The sequence below is a fragment of the Desulfovibrio diazotrophicus genome (genome assembly GCF_902498985.2).
Taxonomy (GTDB): Bacteria; Desulfobacterota; Desulfovibrionia; order Desulfovibrionales; family Desulfovibrionaceae; genus Desulfovibrio; species Desulfovibrio legallii.
Window position 1 is genome coordinate 562,588 of sequence record NZ_OX346397.1, and the last position, 20,693, is coordinate 583,280.

At 62.7% G+C, this 20,693-nt stretch carries 18 protein-coding genes and 2 tRNA genes; 11 read left to right on the forward strand and 9 right to left on the reverse strand.

The annotated features are described in order from the left end of the window. Window positions 1–28: 28 nt before the first annotated feature. The 5 genes from J7I12_RS02400 (at window position 29) to J7I12_RS02420 (ending at window position 4,436) form a co-directional block, all read left to right on the forward strand. Entirely contained in the window at window positions 29–1,876 is a 1,848-nt protein-coding gene (locus J7I12_RS02400; protein ID WP_302413038.1) for a CobW family GTP-binding protein, read from the forward strand. Further along, a complete protein-coding gene (locus J7I12_RS02405; RefSeq protein WP_208360649.1) occupies window positions 1,873–2,601 on the forward strand; it encodes a MotA/TolQ/ExbB proton channel family protein in 729 nt (242 codons plus the stop codon). The genes J7I12_RS02400 and J7I12_RS02405 overlap by 4 nt, the downstream gene beginning before the upstream one ends. Continuing rightward, window positions 2,602–3,024, forward strand: coding sequence for an ExbD/TolR family protein (locus tag J7I12_RS02410; protein WP_118228826.1), 423 nt, complete (start codon window positions 2,602–2,604; stop codon window positions 3,022–3,024). Then, entirely contained in the window at window positions 3,021–3,539 is a 519-nt protein-coding gene (locus J7I12_RS02415) for a TonB C-terminal domain-containing protein (RefSeq protein ID WP_165450911.1), read from the forward strand. The genes J7I12_RS02410 and J7I12_RS02415 overlap by 4 nt, the downstream gene beginning before the upstream one ends. A gap of 210 nt (window positions 3,540–3,749) precedes the next feature. Continuing rightward, window positions 3,750–4,436, forward strand: coding sequence for an Mpv17/PMP22 family protein (locus J7I12_RS02420; protein ID WP_208360647.1), 687 nt, complete (start codon window positions 3,750–3,752; stop codon window positions 4,434–4,436). A 317-nt stretch (window positions 4,437–4,753) separates the two neighbouring features. Here the strand turns inward: J7I12_RS02420 and J7I12_RS02425 are convergent. Next, window positions 4,754–4,829: transfer RNA gene (locus tag J7I12_RS02425), tRNA-Lys, on the reverse strand. Between the two features lie 147 nt (window positions 4,830–4,976). Beyond that, a complete protein-coding gene (serS, locus tag J7I12_RS02430; RefSeq protein ID WP_118228828.1) occupies window positions 4,977–6,275 on the reverse strand; it encodes a serine--tRNA ligase in 1,299 nt (432 codons plus the stop codon). Between the two features lie 273 nt (window positions 6,276–6,548). On the opposite strand from serS, the gene J7I12_RS02435 reads away from it, so the two are divergent. The 3 genes from J7I12_RS02435 to J7I12_RS02445 all read left to right on the forward strand — a co-directional run bounded on the left by J7I12_RS02435 (window position 6,549) and on the right by J7I12_RS02445 (window position 8,771). Further along, window positions 6,549–7,136: a hypothetical protein gene (locus J7I12_RS02435; RefSeq protein WP_118228829.1), complete on the forward strand. Its 588-nt coding sequence runs from the start codon at window positions 6,549–6,551 to the stop codon at window positions 7,134–7,136. A 64-nt stretch (window positions 7,137–7,200) separates the two neighbouring features. Then, window positions 7,201–8,430, forward strand: coding sequence for a tetratricopeptide repeat protein (locus J7I12_RS02440; RefSeq protein WP_208360645.1), 1,230 nt, complete (start codon window positions 7,201–7,203; stop codon window positions 8,428–8,430). Then, window positions 8,427–8,771: a hypothetical protein gene (locus J7I12_RS02445; RefSeq protein ID WP_118228831.1), complete on the forward strand. Its 345-nt coding sequence runs from the start codon at window positions 8,427–8,429 to the stop codon at window positions 8,769–8,771. Before J7I12_RS02440 ends, J7I12_RS02445 begins: the two co-directional genes overlap by 4 nt. On the opposite strand, the gene J7I12_RS02450 is transcribed toward J7I12_RS02445, so the two are convergent. The 5 genes from J7I12_RS02450 to J7I12_RS02470 all read right to left on the reverse strand — a co-directional run bounded on the left by J7I12_RS02450 (window position 8,756) and on the right by J7I12_RS02470 (window position 12,026). Further along, window positions 8,756–9,055: an Arm DNA-binding domain-containing protein gene (locus tag J7I12_RS02450; RefSeq protein WP_208360643.1), complete on the reverse strand. Its 300-nt coding sequence runs from the start codon at window positions 9,053–9,055 to the stop codon at window positions 8,756–8,758. The genes J7I12_RS02445 and J7I12_RS02450 overlap by 16 nt on opposite strands. A gap of 161 nt (window positions 9,056–9,216) precedes the next feature. Continuing rightward, window positions 9,217–9,292, reverse strand: a tRNA-Ile gene (locus J7I12_RS02455). 460 nt (window positions 9,293–9,752) lie between these two features. Then, on the reverse strand, window positions 9,753–10,916 hold the full coding sequence (locus J7I12_RS02460; protein WP_118228833.1) for a SufB/SufD family protein: 1,164 nt from the start codon (window positions 10,914–10,916) through the stop codon (window positions 9,753–9,755). Continuing rightward, on the reverse strand, window positions 10,913–11,707 hold the full coding sequence (locus tag J7I12_RS02465) for an ABC transporter ATP-binding protein (RefSeq protein WP_118228834.1): 795 nt from the start codon (window positions 11,705–11,707) through the stop codon (window positions 10,913–10,915). Before J7I12_RS02465 ends, J7I12_RS02460 begins: the two co-directional genes overlap by 4 nt. Beyond that, window positions 11,700–12,026, reverse strand: coding sequence for a hypothetical protein (locus J7I12_RS02470; RefSeq protein WP_118228835.1), 327 nt, complete (start codon window positions 12,024–12,026; stop codon window positions 11,700–11,702). Before J7I12_RS02470 ends, J7I12_RS02465 begins: the two co-directional genes overlap by 8 nt. Before the next feature lie 135 nt (window positions 12,027–12,161). Here J7I12_RS02470 and rfaD point away from each other — a divergent pair, with 135 nt between their 5' ends. Continuing rightward, window positions 12,162–13,133, forward strand: a complete 972-nt coding sequence (gene rfaD, locus J7I12_RS02475) for an ADP-glyceromanno-heptose 6-epimerase (RefSeq protein WP_118228836.1) — start codon at window positions 12,162–12,164, stop codon at window positions 13,131–13,133. Window positions 13,134–13,167: 34 nt separating this feature from the next. Here rfaD and J7I12_RS02480 read toward each other — a convergent pair whose 3' ends face one another. Then, window positions 13,168–14,124 carry a BMP family lipoprotein gene (locus J7I12_RS02480; RefSeq protein WP_236031339.1) on the reverse strand — a complete coding sequence of 319 codons (957 nt, stop codon included), beginning with the start codon at window positions 14,122–14,124 and terminating at the stop codon, window positions 13,168–13,170. Between the two features lie 530 nt (window positions 14,125–14,654). On the opposite strand from J7I12_RS02480, the gene J7I12_RS02485 reads away from it, so the two are divergent. Both J7I12_RS02485 and J7I12_RS02490 read left to right on the forward strand, forming a co-directional pair. Continuing rightward, complete coding sequence (locus tag J7I12_RS02485) at window positions 14,655–16,046, forward strand: radical SAM protein (RefSeq protein ID WP_118228838.1); 1,392 nt, start codon at window positions 14,655–14,657, stop codon at window positions 16,044–16,046. A 96-nt stretch (window positions 16,047–16,142) separates the two neighbouring features. After that, window positions 16,143–19,190, forward strand: coding sequence for a hypothetical protein (locus J7I12_RS02490; RefSeq protein ID WP_165450910.1), 3,048 nt, complete (start codon window positions 16,143–16,145; stop codon window positions 19,188–19,190). A 14-nt stretch (window positions 19,191–19,204) separates the two neighbouring features. Here the strand turns inward: J7I12_RS02490 and J7I12_RS02495 are convergent, their stop codons facing one another. Continuing rightward, window positions 19,205–20,599 (reverse strand): histidine kinase, encoded by a 1,395-nt coding sequence (locus tag J7I12_RS02495; protein WP_208360639.1) that lies wholly within the window; start codon window positions 20,597–20,599, stop codon window positions 19,205–19,207. Window positions 20,600–20,693 lie beyond the last annotated feature (94 nt).

The window sequence follows — 20,693 nt, forward strand, 5'->3', positions numbered from 1 at the left end:
GCCCCCTGCAGCCCAAGGGAGTTTTGCCATGCATCTTGCCGCCTTGCTGCCCCGACCGCTCACCCCCGAAAACGGTCCGGAAAGCCCCACCATCATGAACTGTCTGCTGACCGGCGTGCACCTGGAGCGTCGTCGGGCCAGAGCCGTTGGCTGGCGCGGCGTGCGCGCCTCGGCCGGAGGGATGCCCGCCTGGACTTGTCGTGTGGCGGGCACGCCGCATGTCTATGGCCTTGTGTTTTGTGAGGAACACAGCAACGGCGAGGCCCTTCACGGCGAATTTGCGGCTTATGTTTTTCCAAAGGCCGAAGATCCCCTCCTGGATGTTTTCCCGCTTCGGGCTTTGGCCCTGGCCCTGGGGCCTGACTATGAAGATGCCGTGCGTGAACTTTCTGTGCACGCGCCTGCCCTGGACGCCTTTCTTCTGGGCCATGTGGGCCTTACTGCCGCTCTGGACGGGAGCGGTCTGGCCCTGACGCTTGCCGCGCCGGCCCGTTGTCGGCGTGTATCTGCGGAAGGCGTGGCCGCGCCCGCGGGCACAAAAAGAACAACAGCCTGGATTGTCCCCCCCGGCGGCCTGGAATACGATGTGCCCGCCTTTCGGCTGCTGCTGCGTCCTTTTGCGGCTTTGGCGTCCACAGCTGGCGTGTTATTGGGTGATGAGCCCCGGCTGCGGATCGGCGTTGCGCGGCATGCTGCCCCCGCAGCGGGCTGCCGTGTTGCCGCACCAGGCTCCTCTGCAGCGGAAGAAGTCTGGCTTACGCTGCGTGCAGCCCTTGGTGCGTCGGACATATCCTTGTCGGCGGCCAAAGCCGAAAAAAGTGAAGAAAAGCTGGTGACCAGTCTGCCGGAAAAGGGCAGGGCGCTTTCCCGTTTGCCCGGACGGCACCGGCCGCGGGGCGAAGAGGAAAGCGCCCTGCCGGTTATGCATGTGCTCACCGGCTTTCTTGGCGCAGGCAAAACCACATTTTTGCGGCGCTGGCTTGATTATCTGAACGGGCGTGAACAGTTCGCCGCCGTCATCCAGAACGAGCTGGGCAGCATTGGCCTGGATGCGGCCCTGACCAGGGGCGAAACCCACGTGGAGGCGCTGGACGCGGGCTGTGTATGCTGCACTCTGGCGGACAGCCTGCGCCCTGGCCTGCAACGTCTGCTGGACGCGGCCCCGGCAGAGCAGATCATTCTGGAAACCACAGGCGTGGCCAACCCGGCCAATGTGTTGGCATCTCTTGCGGAGCTGGACGATCTGGTCCGTCCCGGACTGGTGATTACCGTGGCCGATGCGCTGGCCTGGGACAGTCAGGTGGACGGCGTCCGTCTGGCCCAGGCTGCACAGGCCGACATTATCATTGCCAACAAGGCCGACGCCGTATCGGAGGAAAGGCTTGCGACCGTACTGGCCGACCTGCGCCGTCACAATCCTCGGGCCGTCATTTTGCCTGCCGTGGAGGGCAATATTGTCTTTGCCAGGCTGGACGCTCTGTACGCCGCATGGCTGGATGCGCAGGGTCGTCCGCCTTCACGCGTCCCGCAGTTGGGGCCGATGCGTGCCGCGCCTGTGGCCAGGCATATGGATGAAGGCATAACCACATGCTGCCGCCTCATGACCGGACCGGTCAGCGAAACGGAACTGCGGCTTCTACTGACTGCGGCCGGGTCTGGTCTGTGGCGTGCCAAGGGGATTGTGGACCTGCGCGGTGACGGCGGCACGCGCCCGGCCGTGGTGCAGTACGCTGCCGGACGCCTGGAGTTTGAAATTGCGCCCGATGACGCGCCCGAACGCTATCTGGTCTTTATCGGCGTTGCTCTTGATCCGGCGCTGGGGAGCGTGCGCGAGGAACAGTGCGCACAGACGGAAGCCGCAAGGAGGCCACAATGAACATCATGACTCTGGGGGGCTGGATGATGTGGCCCCTGCTTGTGGTTTCCATCCTGGCGCTGGCCGTCATTGTGGAGCGTTTTTTGCTCTACGCCGCCTGTCCCTTGCCGGACGACGCCTTGCGGCGGGAAATGCTGAAGGCTTCCGGCTCCGGCGATCTCGGCGTTGTGGCGGCGCGCATGGGGGGCGTGCCTTTGCTGCGGCCATTTGCCGCGCTGCTGGCTGGTGCGTGCCTGCAGCGCGACGCCGCCCTGAGGCTGGCCGGGGAACAGATTCTGGAGCAATTGGAACGTCGTCTGGGGCTCTTGGCAGCCATTGCCCGCCTGGCGCCCCTCATGGGCCTGCTGGGGACAGTCAGTGGTATGATTACCATTTTTTCCCGTCTTGCGCACGCCGCCGGCGGCGTGGATTTGTCTATGCTGGCCGACGGCATTTGGCAGGCTTTGCTGAACACGGCGTCTGGCCTGAGCATCGCCATTTTTGTTCAGTTTTCCCTGGCCTTTTTTCATGGGCGGCTCAAGAGCGTAGCCGCCATGCTGGACGCGGCGGGCAATGCCGCTCTGCTGCGGGATGTGAACAACGGCCCGGCTCATGGCCTGGCTGACGGCCTTGCCGGCGGCTCAGGTGTTCCAGATTCCGACCTGCCCGGCCACGTACCTTCTGCCGTTGCGACCGGGGACGGCCACCGCCGGGGCGCCCCCGTTTCCGGCGGGGGGAGGCGTTGAATGCTGCGTCTTTCCAAACGCCTGGAACCTTCCTATGAGTACGACCTGATTCCGCTTATAGACATGCTGTTCATCCTGCTCATCTTTTTTGTGCTGGCGGCGGCCTTTGCCGTGCGGGGGCTGGAGGTGGATCTGCCCCCGGCCCGCAGCAGCAAAGCCCTGTCCGGCAGGGTGGTGGAGCTGCGCCTGGCGGCGGACGGCGGCATTTTCTGCGAAGGGCAGCCCCTGCCGCGCCCAGAGGTTCGGGACAGGCTGCACGAAATCGTGCGCGGATTCCGCAGTCGGCCCGGTCGGCTGGTGCTGGTGGCCGAACCCCAGGCGCCCGTGGAAGGACTGATTTTTTTGGTGGATGAAGTACGGATGCAGGGTGGGGAAAAACTGCTTATAGCCACATCCGGAAAGGAGCGGCCGGAACGGCCATGACCAGCGGCGAACGCTTTTGCGCCGCACTGGCCTTTTCCTGCATGGCCCACTGGGGGGCCCTGCACCTTCTGGCCGCCGGGCACGGGGCGGAGCCGTCCGCTGGCGCTGTGGAGGTTCGCATAGATGCCATAGGTACGGATGTCGCCGTCATGGGCGGGGGCGGGGGCATCAGTATGGAGTCGGCCCCGCCGCCTCCGGAACGGGCCGACACGGCGGACAAAAGGCGGCAGGCTTTTTTTGCCTATCTGGAAGATATTGACGCCGCCGTACACGCACACAGGCTGGACGGGGGCGATCAGGGGTTGATTGGTGTGGCCGTATTTGCCTTTTCCGTGCGCCCGGACGGCAGCTTCAGCACGCCTGCGCTGCGGCAGACATCTGGATCAGAAATACTGGATACGGCGGCCCGCAGGGCCATTCTTGCCGCCAGCGGTACGGTGAAGCGGCCTCCCATCCTCGGTGAGGGGGATATCCCTGTGGTCCTGCACGTCAAATATCAATACGGGCTGCGCTGAGGGGCGTTTGCGAGATGCCCGGCTGTATCTGAATCCGCAGCATAAACCATACCGCCCTGAACGTGCAGGTCCGCCTTTGCCGCGCCGCAGCGTCCTAATTCCGTGAAAAACGGTTTACCTTAAACAAGTATGCCGTTATCCTCCCCAAACCCGGCGCTGCGTCGGATAGCCCGCGCGCGGCAGGGGACAAGTACATAAAGGGAGGGATGTATGCGGCTGACGGACAAGATTTTGTGCGGCATCGGGGTGGCGGTTATCCTGGGTATGCTGGTCATTCCCGGGGCCATGGACGGCTTTATCGCCCTGACGGCGGCCTGTCCTTTTGGCATGAGCTTTATCAAATTTGCCGTGCTGGCCACCTTGGGCGAGTGCATTGCCTTGCGCATCACCACAGGGCAATACAACCGGCCGGGATTCGGCGTGCTGCCCAAGGCCGTGGTTTGGGGCTTTCTGGGCATGGGCTGCAAGGTCGCCTTTACCATTTTCGGCGGCGGCACTCCCAAGCTGCTCATGGAAATGGGCCTGCTCACGGCCGGGGCCACGGGCTTTGGGGCCAAACTGCTGGTGGCCTTCGGCATCAGCGTCTGCCTGAACATCCTGTTCGCGCCACTGCTGATGATCAGTCACAAGCTCACGGATATTCACATCACCCAGAATGGCGGCAGCCTTTTGAGCCTCGTCCGCAAGCCGGACGTGGCGGCCTTGCTGCGCGCCGTGGACTGGAACAGCATGTGGGGTTTTGTGCTCAAAAAGACCGTGCCCCTGTTCTGGATACCCGCGCACACCATCACATTTATGCTGCCCGCGCATTTTCAGGTGCTTTTTGCCGCTTTACTGGGCGTGGCTCTGGGCGTCATCCTGGCTTTTGCTGGTCTGCGGGCTCAAAAAACAGCCTGACGTTCTGCACGGCTGCGGCTGGCTGCGTTTCGGCAAAGCGCCGGCCTGCCGTTGTGTTGCCGCTGGAGTTTTGGGGACAGGGGCGGCATGAGGCGGGGAGTGGCGGATCCCAAAATTCGGACAGGTATGATAGCTACTGACCGAAGTGAGGAGATCAACCATGCCCAAGAGAAAAAATCATGCCCCGGCGTTCAAGGCGAAAGTGGCGCTTGCCCCCGTCTTTGGTGTAGACCCGAACTAGTGAGAAGTCGAAATGGCATAAAAGCTAAGCCCCGCAAGGCTTTTAAGGCTTTGCGGGGCTTTATGAGAAGTAAATTTGGTGGGTCGTGCGGGGATCGAACCTGCGACTCTCTGCTTAAAAGGCAGATACTCTACCTACTGAGTTAACGACCCGTTTGAGAAGCGCAATATATCCATGGCCCTTGCGGCTGTCAAGGAATTTTTACAAGAAGTTCAGTGCGTATTCCATATTCGCGTGGCAGAAGGTCGGGCAGCCTGATTGCAGTCCGCGTCTTTATGGGCGGAACAGCCTGGTCGCGGCTATTTTTTGCCCTGGGCGCTGTCTCCGGCGGGTTCAATACATTCCTGACCATCCATATAAGGAACCAGAGCCTTGGGCAGGCGCACGCTGCCGTCCTTTTGCTGGCAGTTTTCCAGCAGGGCGGCCATGGTGCGGCCCGTAGGCAGGCCGGAGCCGTTGAGGGTGTGCAGGTAAGCCGCCTTGCCGCCCTTGGGCTTGAAGCGGATATTGGCTCGGCGGGCCTGAAAATCCGTGCAGTTGGAGCAGGAAGATATCTCGCGGTAGGTGTTTTGCGTGGGCAGCCAGACTTCCACGTCATAGGTCTTGGCGGCGCTGAAGCCCATGTCCCCGGTGCAGAGGGTAATGACGCGGTAGGGCAGTTCCAGCAGTTCCAGCAGACGGCAGGCGTGGCCGCGCATGGTTTCCAGCTGGTTAAAGCTGTCCTCCGGATGGGCAAAGCGCACCATTTCCACCTTGGTGAACTGGTGCATGCGGATGATGCCGCGCGTATCCTTGCCCGCGCTGCCCGCTTCAGAGCGGAAACAGGGTGTGGCCGCACAATAGGCGCGCGGCAGCTCGGCTTCGTCCAGCACTTCGCCGGCGTGCAGGTTGGTCAGCGGCACTTCGGCGGTGGGGATGAGGTAATAGTCCCATTCCCGCAGCTTAAAAAGATCTTCTTCAAACTTGGGCAACTGGCCCGTGCCTGTCATGGTGGCGCGGTTGACCATATAGGGCGGGCAGACTTCTATATAGCCCTCATTCTTAGTGTGCTGATCCAGGAAAAAGTTGACCAGCGCCCGTTCCAGGCGGGCGGCCCAGCCGCGCAGGACCACAAACCGACTGCCCGTCAGGCGGGCGGCGCGTTCAAAGTCAAGGCCATCCAGGGCCGCGCCCAGCTCGCCGTGCTCACGGGGCGTGAAATCAAAGGCCGGCGGGGTGCCCCAGCGGGCAACCTCCACGTTTTCCGTTTCGTCCTTGCCCACGGGCACGGAGGTGTCCGGCAGGTTGGGTACGCGCATAAGCCAGGTTTCCACCTCGGCTTTGGCCTGGGCGGTTGCGGCGTCCAGTTCCTTGATGTGCTCGGCCAGGGCGGCTGATTGGGCCAGAATATCTGTCGCGTCTTCGCCCTTGCGCTTCAGTTCGGCCACCTTGGCCGAGGCCGCGTTGCGCTGCTGCTTTAGACCTTCCACCTGGGTCAGCAGGTTGCGCCGCCGGGCGTCCAGAGCCAGAAATTCCTGGATATCCAGCCCGGAATGCCGGTCGGCAAGGGCCTTGGCCAGCAAGTCGGGCTGGCGTTGCAGCAGTTTGAGATCCAACATAACCGCTCCTCTCGCAGGCTGAAAAAAATTCTGTCGCACGGCCCCGCGTTTCCATTTTGCGGGAATGCCTTCCGCAACGCCGACGGCAGGCGCCATGGCGCAATGGCGGGCGCGCCGCACTGCACCGCAAGGCTGTAGCACGGCCTGCCGCCGCCTGCAAGACGAAGAGCAGGGGCGGGGGACCGTGCCGGCAGTCAGCCTTGCCAGAAACACAATTTCCGTATATAGAGAGCGGAGTAATCTGGAGAATCTCTATAAATTCGCGAGGCCGTCATGAAACTTTTTCGTTTTGCCCTGTCTTGTTCCCTGCTGGCCTTGTTGCTCACGGCCTGCGGTCCCAGCAACACTGTCCGGCTGCTTTCACCGCCGCCTTTGGACGGTTCTGTGCTGCCTACGCCCAACGCGCCGCGTGTGACCGTGGTCATGTTTGAAGACAAGCGTATGGACCAGACTACCTTGGGCCAGCGGCGCGACAAAAGCGCCTTTGTGACCGGCGACAACGTGCCGCAGTGGATCAGCAAGGCTCTGGCTGACGAATTGGCCCGCAATGGTCTGCAGATCTCCTATTCGGGGAGCGTGACCGAAGCCCGTAAAGGCAACCCCGATTACCTGGTCACCGGTCAGGTGGACGAGGCCTGGATTGCCGAAACTTCCAGCACGGACATGAATACCTCTCTGCGAGTTAATTATGTGCTGGCCAACCGTCAGGCCCGCCTTGTACGCGAGTCTCTCAACGCTTCTCAGTCGCGTACGGGCCTGCCTTCGGGCAGCGCCGCAGACAACCTTATGCTGGAAACCCTGCGCGATCTGGTCAAGCCTATGGCCCGAAAAATAGTGCAGACCATTGAGACCAAAAAATAATTCTTTGCGAGCCCCGCACCGTGCTTTTGGCTTGCTCCCCTCGCTTGCGAGAGGGCTGGCCGCAGTGCCGCCGGTCCTTGTGGCCGGCGGCCTGCTGTTGGGCGCCGTGCCGGACGTTGCAGCTGCGCCGGACCCTATTCCGCCGCAGGCGGTGACAACAACGGCGGCCTGCCCTGCCGGTCCCGGTTTTAACCCCCGCGCTAACCCCCGCCTGAACCGGGCTTGCGCGGAAGTTGCGGCCTATCTGGAGGCTCTGAACCGCGCCGCGGTTCGGCTGGGGCAACGGAGCGACGTTGCCCTGGGCCTGCCTGCGGCAGACGAACGGGCCGCCTTGGCCGTAGGGCTGTATACGCCAGTGCTGCGTCCGGCCGGAGCGGGAAGGGTGGAAGTGACTCTTGCCCCCCGTCCGGATGAAAATGCACGTATTGCCGCAATGCTGCGTCGTCCGGAGTTTCTGGATCTCTGCCAACGCTTGCTCCGGGACGGTGCGGATCTACTCGCCGCCGTGCGCGCACCGGATCCGGCCGCCAGGGGCGGGGCTTGGTATCGGGCGCCGGCGTCTCCCCCCACCGACACGTCCGCGTCGCCCCAGACGGACGCCGATCTGGAGATAAAAGACCGCCTTACCGAACAACTGGAAGCTGTCTTCATAGCTTTGTCGGCCCTGCAGCCGGGTGCGGAAGACTGGTACGCGCGGCCCGATGCCCTGCAGAATCTGGAACGTACGGCTGCGGCATTGCCCCGGAGCGCCGCAATCCTGCTTTTGCTGGCTGAGGCCCGCTTGCAGCACGATTTGCCGCAACAGAGCATTACAGCCTGTACCGCAGCTCTGCGTCTGGCTCCGGAGTTGAACCGCGCCCGCTATGTGCGTGCTCTGGCCCATTGGCGCTTGCAGCAACTGGCCCTGGCCGAGGACGATTTAAGCGCTTCGCTCGCGGGCTGGCACGGGCGTGCCCCACAGGGGCGTGAGCGGGCTCAGCGCCTGCAAGCTCGCGGCGCAGTGCGCCAGTTGCGACGCGATCCGGCAGGCATGTGCGCGGATTTTCTGGCGGCCTGCGCCTTGGGCGACTGCCGAGGGCTGGCCGCGGCCCGGACGCAGGGCCAATGCCTGGCCGCAAGCGCCATGCCGAGGACAGGAGTCGATGGGGACGCTGCCGCTGGCGAGGGAGTCGCGGCCCGTCAGCCGATACAGCCGCCGGATCCGGCTGCGCAGGATGACGCCGCGGCGCCAGCCGCACCAACAACGCCCCCCTCCACAACCAACGGGGCCGCACCCCTTCCGGACAAGCCATGAATCAGGATATCCTTCTCAAGGTCTACGGCCATATCTATCCTGTTGATGCGGAAGAGTACGCGGCTCTGACTGCGGCCTGCGCCGGGGCCATGCCCACTACAGACGACGTGCCCGTGCTGGAACTGGACGGCGATATGGCCCGTATTTCCTTTGAAGGCTGTTACTTCCCCGTGGACGAAGTACTGGTGGCCATACGCGCCCGCCTGCGTCCGCAGCAGTGCGGCAAGCTGGATGTGCTGGACCTGGACGCCTGGCGTCTGACCCGGCATACATTTGAGGGCGGGGCAATCCACAGCCACAGCGCCCCTCTCAACAATGTGCTGGACTATTCGGGGTTCTGAGCCGCGGGCTGCAGCGTTCTCCGCTGGACGGCCGGACCACCTCTGGCAATGCCATGGGCTAGGATTTTTTTTGTATCTTCCCTGCGCTCTCTGGCTTCCTTAAGCCCAATGGTTGGGTAGGTTCCCAGGGAGATTCTTTTTTCCTTGCTCTGAAAGCGATATTTGAGCCGCCACCACTTGCCCCCGCTGGGGGCAACCTCAAGGTACAGCCCTCCGCCGTCAAAGTATTTGGCGGTCTTAGAGGTCGGTTTTATGGCGCGGATTGCGGTATCGGTGAGGGGCATGGGGGCAATATCTCCAGGGTGACTTGATGTTGACCTTAAAGTTGCCCCACAGGTTGCGGCTGTCAACGAACCTAGATGGACCTAAAAGAAGTGCGCTTCTCCATAAAAGCAAAGTCCGTCAAGGTCTTGCGGACTTTGACGGACTTTGACGGAACAGTTCTTGGTGGGCCCACCAGGACTCGAACCTGGGACAAGCCGGTTATGAGCCGGAGGCTCTGCCAACTGAGCTATAGGCCCAACACTGTAAAATATTCCAAAAAACAGTCCCCGTCAAGACGCCGCCCGGTTCGCCCTAAAGTAGAGGCCTGCTCCGCGCGGGCGACCGTTTTTTTCTTGCTGCAAGGTTTTGTCGGCGCACAGCAGCGGTCCGATATCAGATGTCGTGTCGCGCCAGGGCTCTTTTGCCGGTCTGCAAGGTTTTGCAAACGCGTGGCGCCCTGGCGCAGAGTGTGCTCACAGGGGGCAGCCGTCGCAGCACGGCGTTACAACACCGCGCAGGGACAATCTCCATGCGCCGAGGGCCCCTGTGGTCTGAGAGTTTTGCCGCCTCTGCCATTTCAGGGGCAATCTCCGTGCGCCGTGGGCCCCTGATCTGGACGGCCCAGACGGCCCCTCTGGCAGGACAATGCCCGTGTGCCAGGGGGCTCTCACCGCCTGGACAGCGCAAACCAGTCTTTGGGGCAATCCCCGGGTTTCCCTACATGCCCTTATGGGCCTGGAGCAGGGAAATCTGTGCGTCCATGGCCTTTTTGAGCGGGGCGGGCAGGCCCATAATCTCCACGTTGAGAAAGCCGCGCACAATGGTGGCGGCGGCTTCGTCCTCGTCCAGACCGCGGGCCATGAGGTATTCGATTTCCTCCTGGGCTATCTTGCCCACGGCGGCTTCGTGCGAGAGCTCCACGCCGTCCTGGTTGCTGTCCAGCTCCGGGATGGCGTGCATGCGTCCGCCGCCGAGGATAAGGCCCTTACACTCCAGATGCCCCTTGGCCGGGGCGGCGCTGGCTCCGATGAAGCCCCGGTTGATCACTTCACCGCCCGTGGTCACCACGCGCGAGATGATTTCGCCCCTGGTGTGGGGGGCGTCCAGGTCGATGCGGTTGCCGCTGTCCACATGGGAGCCCTCCGGAGCCACGATGACGGAGTTGAAGCGGGCCACGGCCCCTTCGCCCACCAGCCGGATGCCGGGGTACATCTGCAAATCGCCCACGGGCTTGAGCAGGATGTAGTTATTCTGAAATTCGCCGCCCGTTTCCACGCGCCCGGCGGAGCGGGGCCGCACGGCGGCGGTTTCGCTCCAGTTGTGGATCATGGTAAAGGTGAGCTTGCCGCCTTTTTCCACAAAATATTCGGTAATGCCCAGATGGGCCACCTCGTGGGCGTTGTGGGCCGTGGCGCAGCCGCCCAGAACGTGCATTTCAGCGCCTTCTTCCACAATGACGATATTGTGGATGCTCTGGCCCGCGCCGTCCCCCTTAATGAACATACAGGACTGCACAGGCTGCTGCACTTTGACGCCTTTGCGCGCCCGGACAAAGTAGCCGCCGTTGCAGTGCTCACGGGTAAGGCGGGTGTAGGCGTCCTTGTCCGGATCCAGCAGTTGCCAGTAATAGCGGGGCAGGCCGTCGTATTTTTTCAGAGCGGCGCGGATGTCCATAAGTTCCAGCCCGTCCTGGCGGGTTTCGCAGTGCACGCCCGCGTGGTTGAGCTGCATAAAGGCCCCGCTCACGCTGCGGTCGTTGACGTCGATGCCGGCCAGCACCAGGCGGTCCTGGTCTTCGGCAGGCAGGCTGGAGAGGTTTTCGATGGGGGCGGCATTTTCGCCGCCGTCAAAGGCGTAACGGGAAAGATCGAGCGTGCTCATGGACGAGGAGCCTCCGCAATGCGACCGTACGTGTCGCCGGACAGACAGCGCAGACATTCCTGATAGCCGTGCTGGGCGATGTGGTCCAGAATGTCGCGCGGGTTGGCCTCACAGCAGAGCCGGCCGCGGTACATGACCTGGCCCCGGTGGGCGTTGACGTATTTCAGAATGTGGCCGGTGTGGGTGATGATCAGCCCGCTGGTGGAGCGGGACTGGTGCTGCTGGCGCAGGGTGGTGGCGGGCTGGTCCGGCATGCCGTCCAGAAGGTAGCGCACGGTGTTGCCCACCAGGGCCATGTTTTCCAGGTCCACGCCCGATTCCGGCTCGTCAAACAGGATCAGGTCCGGCTGCTGGGCCATAAGTTGCAGCAGTTCGGAGCGTTTGATTTCCCCGCCGGAAAAACCGGCGTTGACGTCCCGGTCCAGAAAACGGTCAAAGTGAACCCTGCGGGCCAGATCGGGCAGATCCAGATTGCGACCGTGCGCGCAGAGCTCCGTCAGGCGGCCGGTGGTCAGCCCGTGGATGGTGGGGGGCCGCTGAAAGGACATGCCGATGCCCATGCGCGCCCGTTCGTACATGGGGGCATAGGTGATGTCCTTGCCCTTGTAAACGATGCTGCCCTGGGTCACCGTGTAGCCCGAAACGCCCATGATAGTCATGAGCAGCGTGGTTTTGCCGGAACCGTTGGGGCCGAACAGGATGAACGTTTCGCCCGGAGGAATGCGCAGGTCGATGCCGTTGAGGACAGGCGTGTCGCCCACGCTCACATGCAGATCGTGGATTTCAAGCATCGTTTTCCCCGGTTTCGCCAAGATATTCCAGCACATCGTAGTGCACATGGTCCAGGATGTGGGTGAGCAGCGAAACGCACTCTTCCCCCACAGCCCGGCCCAGCAGTTCCACAATAAAGGCGGCCCTTTTGGCGTTGACCAGGGCATCGTAGCCGGGGTCCGTGCTGTACGGGATGGCCTGCACTGCGGCACTGAAGGCGCGCAGCTCATCCTCGTTCACATTTTTAATGGGTTGGGGGGCGTTGTCCAAATAGACGATGCCGTCCCGCAACTCCAGCATGACGGGCTTGCCGTGCAGATAGGCGATGCACACTTCCATACGTTTCCCCTTGGTTGTGAGGCCCTCCATACTGGCAAACTTGGCCGGTCCTGTCCAGCTGTCACGAAGGGAAAGGCAGGGAAGAACGCTTGCGTCAGAGGGGCATCCTGGCTAGCATGCCAAAGGAGGTGTTGCATGCTTGTCATAACCGGAGGCGCGGGTTTTATCGGCAGCGCCCTGCTTTGGGAGTTCAACCGGCTGGGGCTGGACGAAATCGTGGTGGTGGATAATCTGGCCGAAACCGAAAAATGGCGCAATCTGGTTAAGCGGCAGTATGTGGATTACCTGCACCGCGACCGTTTTTACGACCTCCTGCGTCGGGACGCCCTGCCGTGGAAAATCAGCGCCGTGGCGCATCTGGGGGCCTGTTCCTCCACCATTGAGCGGAACGCGGATTTTTTGATGGAAAACAACTTCCATTGCAGCCGCGATCTGTGCCGTTACGCCCTGGACAAAGGCGCACGCTTCATCAATGCCAGTTCTGCCGCCACATACGGAGACGGCTCTCTGGGCTTCAGCGACGCTGCGGGCTTGGTGCCCGGCCTGCGGCCTTTGAACATGTACGGCTATTCCAAACAGCTGTTTGACCTCTGGCTGCTGCGGGAGCATTTGCAGAGCGAGGTGGCCAGTCTCAAATTTTTTAACGTCTACGGCCCCAATGAATACCATAAGGGCTCCATGCAGAGCGTGGTGGCCAAGGCCCACCGCCAGATCCGCACTGAAGGGCGGCTCTGTCTTTTTAAATCCGACGTGCCTGGTCTGGCCCACGGCGAACAGAAGCGGGATTTCGTCTATGTCAAGGATTGCGCGGTATTTATGGCCTGGCTGCTGGACCGGCGGGACGTCTGCGGCATCCGCAATGTAGGCACGGGCACGGCCCGCAGCTTTAACGACCTGGGGCGCGCCGTATTCCGGGCCCTGGGCAGCCCCTGCCGTCTAGAATATGTAGATATGCCCCCAGGGCTGAGCGGGCGGTACCAGAACTACACCCGCGCGGACATGAGCTGGCTGAACGCGGTGGACTGCCCCCTGACTTTCACGCCGCTGGAAGACGGCGTAACCGACTATGTGACCAACTACCTGGAAACCGCGGACCCCTATTTATAGCTTCCGGCCAGATGTGCCGGACCCGCGCCGCGGCCTACAGGCAATCGCAGAGCGTGCGTGCCCGCATGGAGGGCAGACGTACGCCGCCGCGCAGCACCTCGCCGCGCAGCTCCTGCACCCGACGCTGCAGATCCGGCGGTGCACCGGTCCCGGCGGCCGCGCTGAAGACGGCCGGATCCGTAATATCCACGCCACCGTTGGCCAGATCGCGCACCAGAATTTTCTTGCCCTGAAACTTCCCCGATGCGGCGGCGGCAATGAGGTCATAGACGGCTGCATCTCCGTGCTTGAGTACGGAGGTAAGCACATGGCCGGGGAAGCGCGCCCGCTGGTCCGCATCCATACCCACCATATAGGCATTGCGTGCTTTCACGGCAGCCAAAGCCGGGCCGTTGCCCAGGCCCGCGGCCAGCACCAGCACGTCCGCACCTTGATCCAGCAGGCTTTGCGCGGCCTTGCCGCCAGCGGCGGCGTCCGCAAAGGAGCCGCTCACGGCCTGGATGACCCGCACTTCCGGGTCCACCAGGCGCGCGCCTTCCTTGAATCCGTTAAACAGCGAGCGCAGGGCGGGCACATCCTCGCCGGAAACCCAGCCGAGCGTTTTATCCGCATTGATGCCGGGCAGCGCCTTGGCCGTGGTCAGCATGGCCGCGGCGGCTCCAGCCAGAAAGGCCGCCTGCTCGTCCGCGAAGGTGATGCTCATAATATTGGGCGCGCGTATGCCCGCGTCGATGCAACCGAACATGGTCCGGCGGAAATTGGCGGCGTTGTTGCGCAAAATTTCGTGCAGGCGGTCAGAGGCCACCAGCACCAGGTCATTCTCCTGCGCTGCCTGGCGAAAGAGCGCTTCCAGCGCTGCCGCATCGGCTCCCGGTTGAGGAATAAGGGGCGTAGCCTGCACAGGCAGGGTTTCCGCCGCCCGCCGCAGGCCGGCCAGCAGGCTGTCGGTCCAGCCGCCGTCGCCACCGGCATGCTCCAGCACCAGAGCCACGCGTAGCGGCTCGTTTGCCGCCGCCGGGAGAGGGAAAAGAAGGAAAAACAGGGCTGGCAGAAAGGCCATCAAACGACAAAAGCGTAAGAAAAAAGAGGGCATGGAAAACTCTGGGGCTGGAAGGTGAGGCGGGGGTGGTGGCTGTCGCAAGGCTGCCTGCCCGGACAACAATCCGCCGCTGACAGGCTGTGTATATAATCCAGACAGCCGCGCCGCAAGGGCGGCGGACCATTGCAAAAAGCAAGGCCAATACCGGCCGAAGGTTTGGGTGGGATGGCGCCCCGCAGACCTCCTGAACAAAAGCAGTTTGTTACGCCTGAGGCTTTGCCGCCGGCGTGTCGGGACAGCTTTTTTATTGCGCTAACGTATAACAACTAAAAACAATTTTCTTATGGTGAAAAGCCTTGACAGTACTCTGTGAAATAAATAACTTTTATGTGCCGACAAAAAAGAGATGTTTTGGGGTTTTTTGAAAGTTAATTTCAGTGAAACACCCATATTGCTCATAACAGCTGCAAGGATGGTCAATCATGTCCACGGAAAAGTTGCCGCACTGGCTGGATGTCAAGGCTATTGATACCGCTTTGAGCTGTACGCGCATTCCGGATAAGGCGGAACTTCGTGATATCCTGGACAAGTCCCTTTCCCTGACGCCGCTGACGGTGGACGAAACTGCGGCCCTCATGCGTGTAGAGGATCCGTCCGGCCTGCGCCGCATCATGGCCACCGCCGACGCCGTGAAGCAGCGCGTCTACGGCGACCGCATGGTGCTCTCGGCCCCGCTGCACCTTTCCAACCACTGCGGCAGCGAGTGTCTGTACTGCGCCAACCGCAAGGGCAATACCACGGTGGAGCGCAAATACATGACCTCGCCGGAGATCCGCGAGGCCGGCCTCAAGCTGGCGCGGCAAGGGCACAAGCGGGTGTTTCTGGTGAGCGGGCAACTGCCCAATGCCGATGTGGAATACCTGGCCGAAGCGGTCAGCATTCTGTACACGCTGTTTGACGGCGTAGGCGAGATCCACAGCGTCAACGTCAATGTGGGGCCCTTGAACGCGGAGCAGTACCCCGTGCTGCTGGACGCTTTTGTGGGTACGGTGCTCATTTATCAGGATACCTACCACGAGCTCAGTTACCGGGCGGCACATGTGGCCGGCCCCAAGAGCAATTATGTGGCCCGCCTCAACGCGCCGGACGTGGCTCTGGAGGCGGGCGTGCCCGACGTGGGCGGCGGCCTGCTGCTGGGGCTGGGGCCCTGGCGCTACGATTTGCTGGGGCTGGTGCTGCACCAGGAACATCTTTTGCGCGTGTACGACGTGGCCTGTCGCACCGTCAGCCTGCACCGCATGCGCCCGGCCCCCGGCAGCCAGATGGAAGCTCCGTACCCCGTAAGCGATGCGGAATATCTGCGTTGCGTGGCCATTGCCCGGCTGGCTATCCCCTATGCCGGTCTGGTGCTCACCACCAAGGAACCTTCCGGCCTCTGGCGCGACGGCTGCGGCGTAGGGGCTTCGCAACTGCTCACGGGCAGTGTGGCCAATCCCTATGACGGCTGGTTTCTGGCGCCGGGGCAGAAGGTGCCTTTTCCCATCGGCGAGGCCTGCCATGTGGATGAAGTGGTGCGTTTTCTTCTGGAGGAGGCCCGGCACCTGCCTTCCTTCTGCGCGGCCTGTCCGCGTTTGGGCCGACGGGGGCAGGAGTTTTTGTCCATGGTGCGCGAGTGCGGCATGAAAAGCCAATGCGGGCCCAATTCTGAAGCCTCGTTTGAGGAATTTTTGCTGCACTTTGCCACACCCCGCACCCGTGAGATGGGCGAACGCCTGCTGGTCGACAAACTGGATCATATGACCGCACAGGAGCGCGGCGCCGCCGAAAAGCTGCTGCAAAAGGTGCGCGCCGGGCGTATGGACGAATTTATCTGAGAGCTTATGTCATGCGTTTGACGCCGGCTGCGGGGTGGGATAGGTGTAAAGTATAAAAACCCACGCCGCGCCGCAGCGGCGGACAAAGGAGGCGGCGTGGCGGGCGCGCTCTGGCACGGCATTTTTTTTGACAGGCAGGACAAGGAAATCCTGGCCCTGGTTAATCGCATTCTGGAAACAGACGCCCGCCAGGCCGACGCCAGCCTGGTGGAGCCGGATCTGCACCCCCATGGCATCAAGGAGCTGGTGGCCTCGCCTGTTTCCCGCATGGCCCACGCTGTCATTAACCTGCTGCGCAACCTGCGGGAAGGCCAGACCCAAGCCAGGGGTCGGCTGCGCGCCCTGCAGACGCTCTATGACGAGGTGCTCAACAGCGCCCATTCCACCCTCCGCCGTAATACAGCACGCGTGCTTATGCAGATCATGAAGGACATGGTCCGCGCCCACGGCAACCAAGGCAAACAGCTGCGGCTGGCCCACGACTTTCGTCGTACCGTGCAGGGCACGCCCCGGGCCGTGCGCCAGATGCTGGCCCGCTACCACCTGCCGGAAATGCCCGAGGAGTGGAACCAGCTGGCCTTTGACGACCACGTTTACGACGCCAATACCCTCGGCCGCAAAAGTCCCACCCACCTCATTATGGACGCCTGGATCAAAGGCCTGCGTTCCTTGACCGTGGCCTACGAATACTGGGTGCAGCCTGAGGCCGCCCGCGAGATTTTGCGCGCGGCGGAAATTACGGGCATTGCCGTGCGCATCGGCCTGGAATTTCATGTGCCCTTTTATGGCCGCTGCATCAGTCTGTTCTGGATACCGCGCGGCTTCAGTTCCAATGAGGATTTTCTGGAGTTTCTGCACAATCCCAAACTGGTGGAGATCATGCAGCGCGGCCGGGAAGTGCTGCGCTGGCGGCGGCGGCGCGTGCTGCAGAGTCTGGCCCTGTGGAACGCGCGCCAGCGTCCGCAGCTGGAGGCCACGTTGGGCTTTGCCGTGCCGGAGTTGACCTCAGAGGCCTTTTTGCGCTTTGTGGGGCGTGGACAGGCCTCGGCCCAGCACCTGGCCGAGGCCCTGCACCGGCATATGCTGCCCGTGCTGCGCCAACGCGCGGCGCACCTGGCCGCCCTAAACACGGAAGAAGCGCGCGCCGAACTCCAGGCCCTGGACGCCTTTGGGGTGGAGGACGTGTTGGAACAGTGGCTTTCCCCTTTGCGGCATCCGGAAATGCCGGACCTGAGCAACCCCGCCACGGCCAGGGATTTGCCCGCGCTCATGCAGCTTTCTGTACAAGAACTGACGCGGGAGCTGGCCGACCTTAACCCCGGTTACCGGCTGGTGCTGGGCACCCAGGATCTTAAGGCCGAAGACGTGGCGGAACTGCTGTGGGACAGCCAGGGCTGCATCAGCCATCTGGAAATTTTCAACATGAAGGGTTGGATGGAGGGACGGCAAGCCCACCTCAAGGAAATCAGCGAACTGCAGCAGGCCCTCAACGCAGGGTTGGGGCCGCGCGTCAAAGAGCTTATCCGCCGCATGGCCCGGCGCATGGACAATCAGGACGAAGTGCGGGCGGCCAAATTCCGGCAGATACTGCTCAACGTGCCCAAACTTTGGGCCCATTATCGGGACAGGCCCCTGGGGTCGCGTCTGGGCACCAACTCAACCAGCCGGGCTGCTTACTACGGCATGGGCTTTGCCCTCAAAGAAACCTTGCCCCGGCGCAGCGTGCGCGCTCGCGCGCGGGAACGTTTTCAGCCTGATATCCCCATCTGCTCGCCTGTGGAGGAATGCGTGCGTTATCGCAGGCCGTCCAATCCCACGGTCTGGCAGAGCGCGCAAGCCTGCCTGCGCTGGCTGCCGGGCTGCCGCCACCTGGGTATGGAGCGCCGCCGCGCCTGGAAGACGGCCAGCGAGGGCTTCCGCGTCTGCCCACAAGGCAATGTTATGAACCTGGGCGGCCTGAACCGCCGCACGGGCAACGGTCTGCAGGAAACCGTCGTGGCCGGTCCCGAATCCTGCCCCGGCCTCAGTTGCCTCAACCGGCGCATCAGCAACGGGCTCAAGGTGCTGTTGGGCTTTTGCCCGGCCTTTTTCTCTTTTTTGTACACACAGGACTGGTGGTTCCTGGCCTGGTGCGGCACCTTCCTCTGGTTCGGCATTACCGGCGTGCGCAACGTAGTGCAGATGGTCATGGCCGCCAAAGGGGCCACGCGCGACACTCTGATCCACTGGAAAGACCAGGTCAGTGTAAGCCGCTTGTGCGATTCGCTCATGTACACGGGCATTTCTGTGTTTTTGCTGGAAGTGGTGGTGCGCGTCTGGCTGCTGGAAGACTATCTGGGGCTCAGCGCGGCGAAGGCCCCTCTGCTGGTTTTTACCGTCATCAATATCGTCAACGGCGTGTACATCTGCGCGCACAACGTGTTCCGCGGCTTTCCCAAGGAGGCCGCCATCGGCAATCTTTTCCGCAGTGGGTTGGCCATCCCCATATCATCGCTGTACAACAGCGTGCTGTACATGGGCGCCGTGTTTTTTGAGGTGACGGATCCCGCTCTTTATCTGGTGCCCAGCGCGGCCGTCATTTCCAAAATGGCGTCGGACACGGTGGCGGCCCTCATTGAGGGCTACGCCGACAGTCAGGTGAACCTGCGCATGCGCCGCTGGGACTACAAAAGCAAGCTGCACCGGCTGTTTGACTGCTACACACGTCTGGAATTGCTTTTTCCCGACGAGGATGGTCTGGTCAAACTGGCTCGTCCCGGCGGACTGAAGGGGCGAGGTGGAGCCCTGGGACGCGAGCTGGAGCAGGCCTTTATTGTCCACGCCCTGGACCTCATGTACTTCTGGTTTTACCAGCCCCGCGCTCAGGAGGCCTTCCGGCAGATTATCCGCACTATGCCCGAAGCCGACCGCAGCGCCTTGGTGCGGGCCCAATTGGTGCTCACCCGGGAGCGCGAAATCAGTCAAATGCTGGTGGACGGATTGCTGGGGCGTAATTTTTCCCGTCCGCTGGCCTTTTTTCTGGATAAGCACAAGGGCTATCTGCGCAGCCTTCACCGGCTTTGTCGCCCTTTGCGGCCGCGCGAACCCGGCAGTACGGCCAAGCTGCGCCAGGTCCAGGCGGGCCCAAGCTGCCCCTTGAGGTAACGCGGCCCTGAAAGCTATTTTTTGCCGCGGGCCAGCCGCCAGGTATATTGCATGATCGTGATGAGGTCGCCCAGGCCGGATGCCTGGCCGGAAGCCGCCTCGGTTTCCAGCGGCAGCAACAATTGTGGGGGGGCAGGGGACGTTTTGTCCGCTGTGTCTGCAGATGGCATCGCGCCCCAGGGAGCCGCCACCGGGGTCTTCTGGCCGACGCCGGGAATCGGAGGCCGCACCCTGCCGGCCCCCGGTGAGGCGTCAGCGGCCGTACGGGGCGGCGTTTCCTGCGTTTTTTCCGCAGTTGCGGCGGCCCTCCGTTCTGCGGCGGCCGCGCGGGCCGCGCGCCACTGGCGTTCGGCCTGTTCTTCACGACGATGGGCCTCAGCCTGGCGGCGCAATTCTTCCAGACTGGCGCGGATGTCGTCCGCCAAGGGCCCGGCCTCCGGCCCCAAGGCGCGCTGCAGCCCTGCTTCCAGCCCCTGCAGCATGGCCTGCGGTTCCGTAGCGGACAGGCAGACGTCCGCCACCCTGGCGCTCAGGTGCGCGCGGGGCGTAACGGGCGCGGCCTGCACCAGCACTTCGGCGGCCTGGTCATACGCGCCCTGACGCATGAGCTGGACGGCCTCGGCGAGGAAGGGATTTTTGGCCGACGGGTCCGAGCGCAGCAGCCGCGCATAGACCTCCCGCGCCCGGTGCCACTGGCGGGCGCGTACAAAAGTGGCCGCGGCCTGCCCCAGATATTCCCGATAGCGGAGCATATCCTCCTTGCCCTTCCAGGCCACGGCCATGCCCAACTGCGCCTTGCCCTCCAGCAGCGCGCCGTGCAGGGCGCGTTGAAAGGCGGCAATGGCATGATTCCACTGCCGTTTTTCCAGACAGCTCATGCCTACCCTGAAGTAGTCTTCGGGGCGGCGCACGGGCTTGAGCAGCAGAGCATAGGTTTCCAGGGCTCGATCAAAGGCGCGGGTGTCGGTCAGTTTTTTGGCCCGTTCCAGTTCTTCTTGGCCGGTGCGGGCCGCGGTCAGCGCGGTCAGGTGCTGTTTGAGCAGGCGTACGGAATAGGGGCGGGCCAGCAGGGCGCTGGCCCCGCAGCCAAGGGTTCTGAGTTGTTCCGCCTCGCTGTCGCTGGGCAAAATGAGCAGCACGGGCAGGTCCAGGAGCAGGGGGTGCAGGCGGAGCATGGCGCAGAACTGTTCGCCGTCCATATCGGCTAGACGCTGGCTGCAGACGACGGCCTGTGGGAAAAAATCCGGCAGGGGAGGCACGATCCGGGCCAGAAGACGGGCGGCCTCTACGCCGGAGGTGCGGCATTCCACCCGGTCCGCTCCGGCCTCGCGCAGGGCGCGTCTGTCCAGAGCAGCCTTGGGCTCGCTTTCCGCCAGAAGCAGAATATGGAGTGGTGGAGAATTGGTCATGCCATAGGTGTTCCTGTCTGGAGCATAGCCGTCAGGGCCGTGCGGCGCAAGGATGAAACTGTCCCGCCGACCTGGCGCGCAGGGCGGAAAAACG

Bases quoted from the DNA above. Each gene is read 5' to 3' on its own strand.
- J7I12_RS02400 (WP_302413038.1), top strand. From the start codon at position 29: ATGCATCTTGCCGCCTTGCTGCCCCGACCGCTCACCCCCGAAAACGGT.
- J7I12_RS02405 (WP_208360649.1), top strand. From the start codon at position 1,873: ATGAACATCATGACTCTGGGGGGCTGGATGATGTGGCCCCTGCTTGTG.
- J7I12_RS02410 (WP_118228826.1), top strand. From the start codon at position 2,602: ATGCTGCGTCTTTCCAAACGCCTGGAACCTTCCTATGAGTACGACCTG.
- J7I12_RS02415 (WP_165450911.1), top strand. From the start codon at position 3,021: ATGACCAGCGGCGAACGCTTTTGCGCCGCACTGGCCTTTTCCTGCATG.
- J7I12_RS02420 (WP_208360647.1), top strand. From the start codon at position 3,750: ATGCGGCTGACGGACAAGATTTTGTGCGGCATCGGGGTGGCGGTTATC.
- serS (WP_118228828.1), bottom strand. From the start codon at position 6,275: ATGTTGGATCTCAAACTGCTGCAACGCCAGCCCGACTTGCTGGCCAAG.
- J7I12_RS02435 (WP_118228829.1), top strand. From the start codon at position 6,549: ATGAAACTTTTTCGTTTTGCCCTGTCTTGTTCCCTGCTGGCCTTGTTG.
- J7I12_RS02445 (WP_118228831.1), top strand. From the start codon at position 8,427: ATGAATCAGGATATCCTTCTCAAGGTCTACGGCCATATCTATCCTGTT.
- J7I12_RS02450 (WP_208360643.1), bottom strand. From the start codon at position 9,055: ATGCCCCTCACCGATACCGCAATCCGCGCCATAAAACCGACCTCTAAG.
- J7I12_RS02460 (WP_118228833.1), bottom strand. From the start codon at position 10,916: ATGAGCACGCTCGATCTTTCCCGTTACGCCTTTGACGGCGGCGAAAAT.
- J7I12_RS02465 (WP_118228834.1), bottom strand. From the start codon at position 11,707: ATGCTTGAAATCCACGATCTGCATGTGAGCGTGGGCGACACGCCTGTC.
- J7I12_RS02470 (WP_118228835.1), bottom strand. From the start codon at position 12,026: ATGGAAGTGTGCATCGCCTATCTGCACGGCAAGCCCGTCATGCTGGAG.
- rfaD (WP_118228836.1), top strand. From the start codon at position 12,162: ATGCTTGTCATAACCGGAGGCGCGGGTTTTATCGGCAGCGCCCTGCTT.
- J7I12_RS02485 (WP_118228838.1), top strand. From the start codon at position 14,655: ATGTCCACGGAAAAGTTGCCGCACTGGCTGGATGTCAAGGCTATTGAT.
- J7I12_RS02495 (WP_208360639.1), bottom strand. From the start codon at position 20,599: ATGACCAATTCTCCACCACTCCATATTCTGCTTCTGGCGGAAAGCGAG.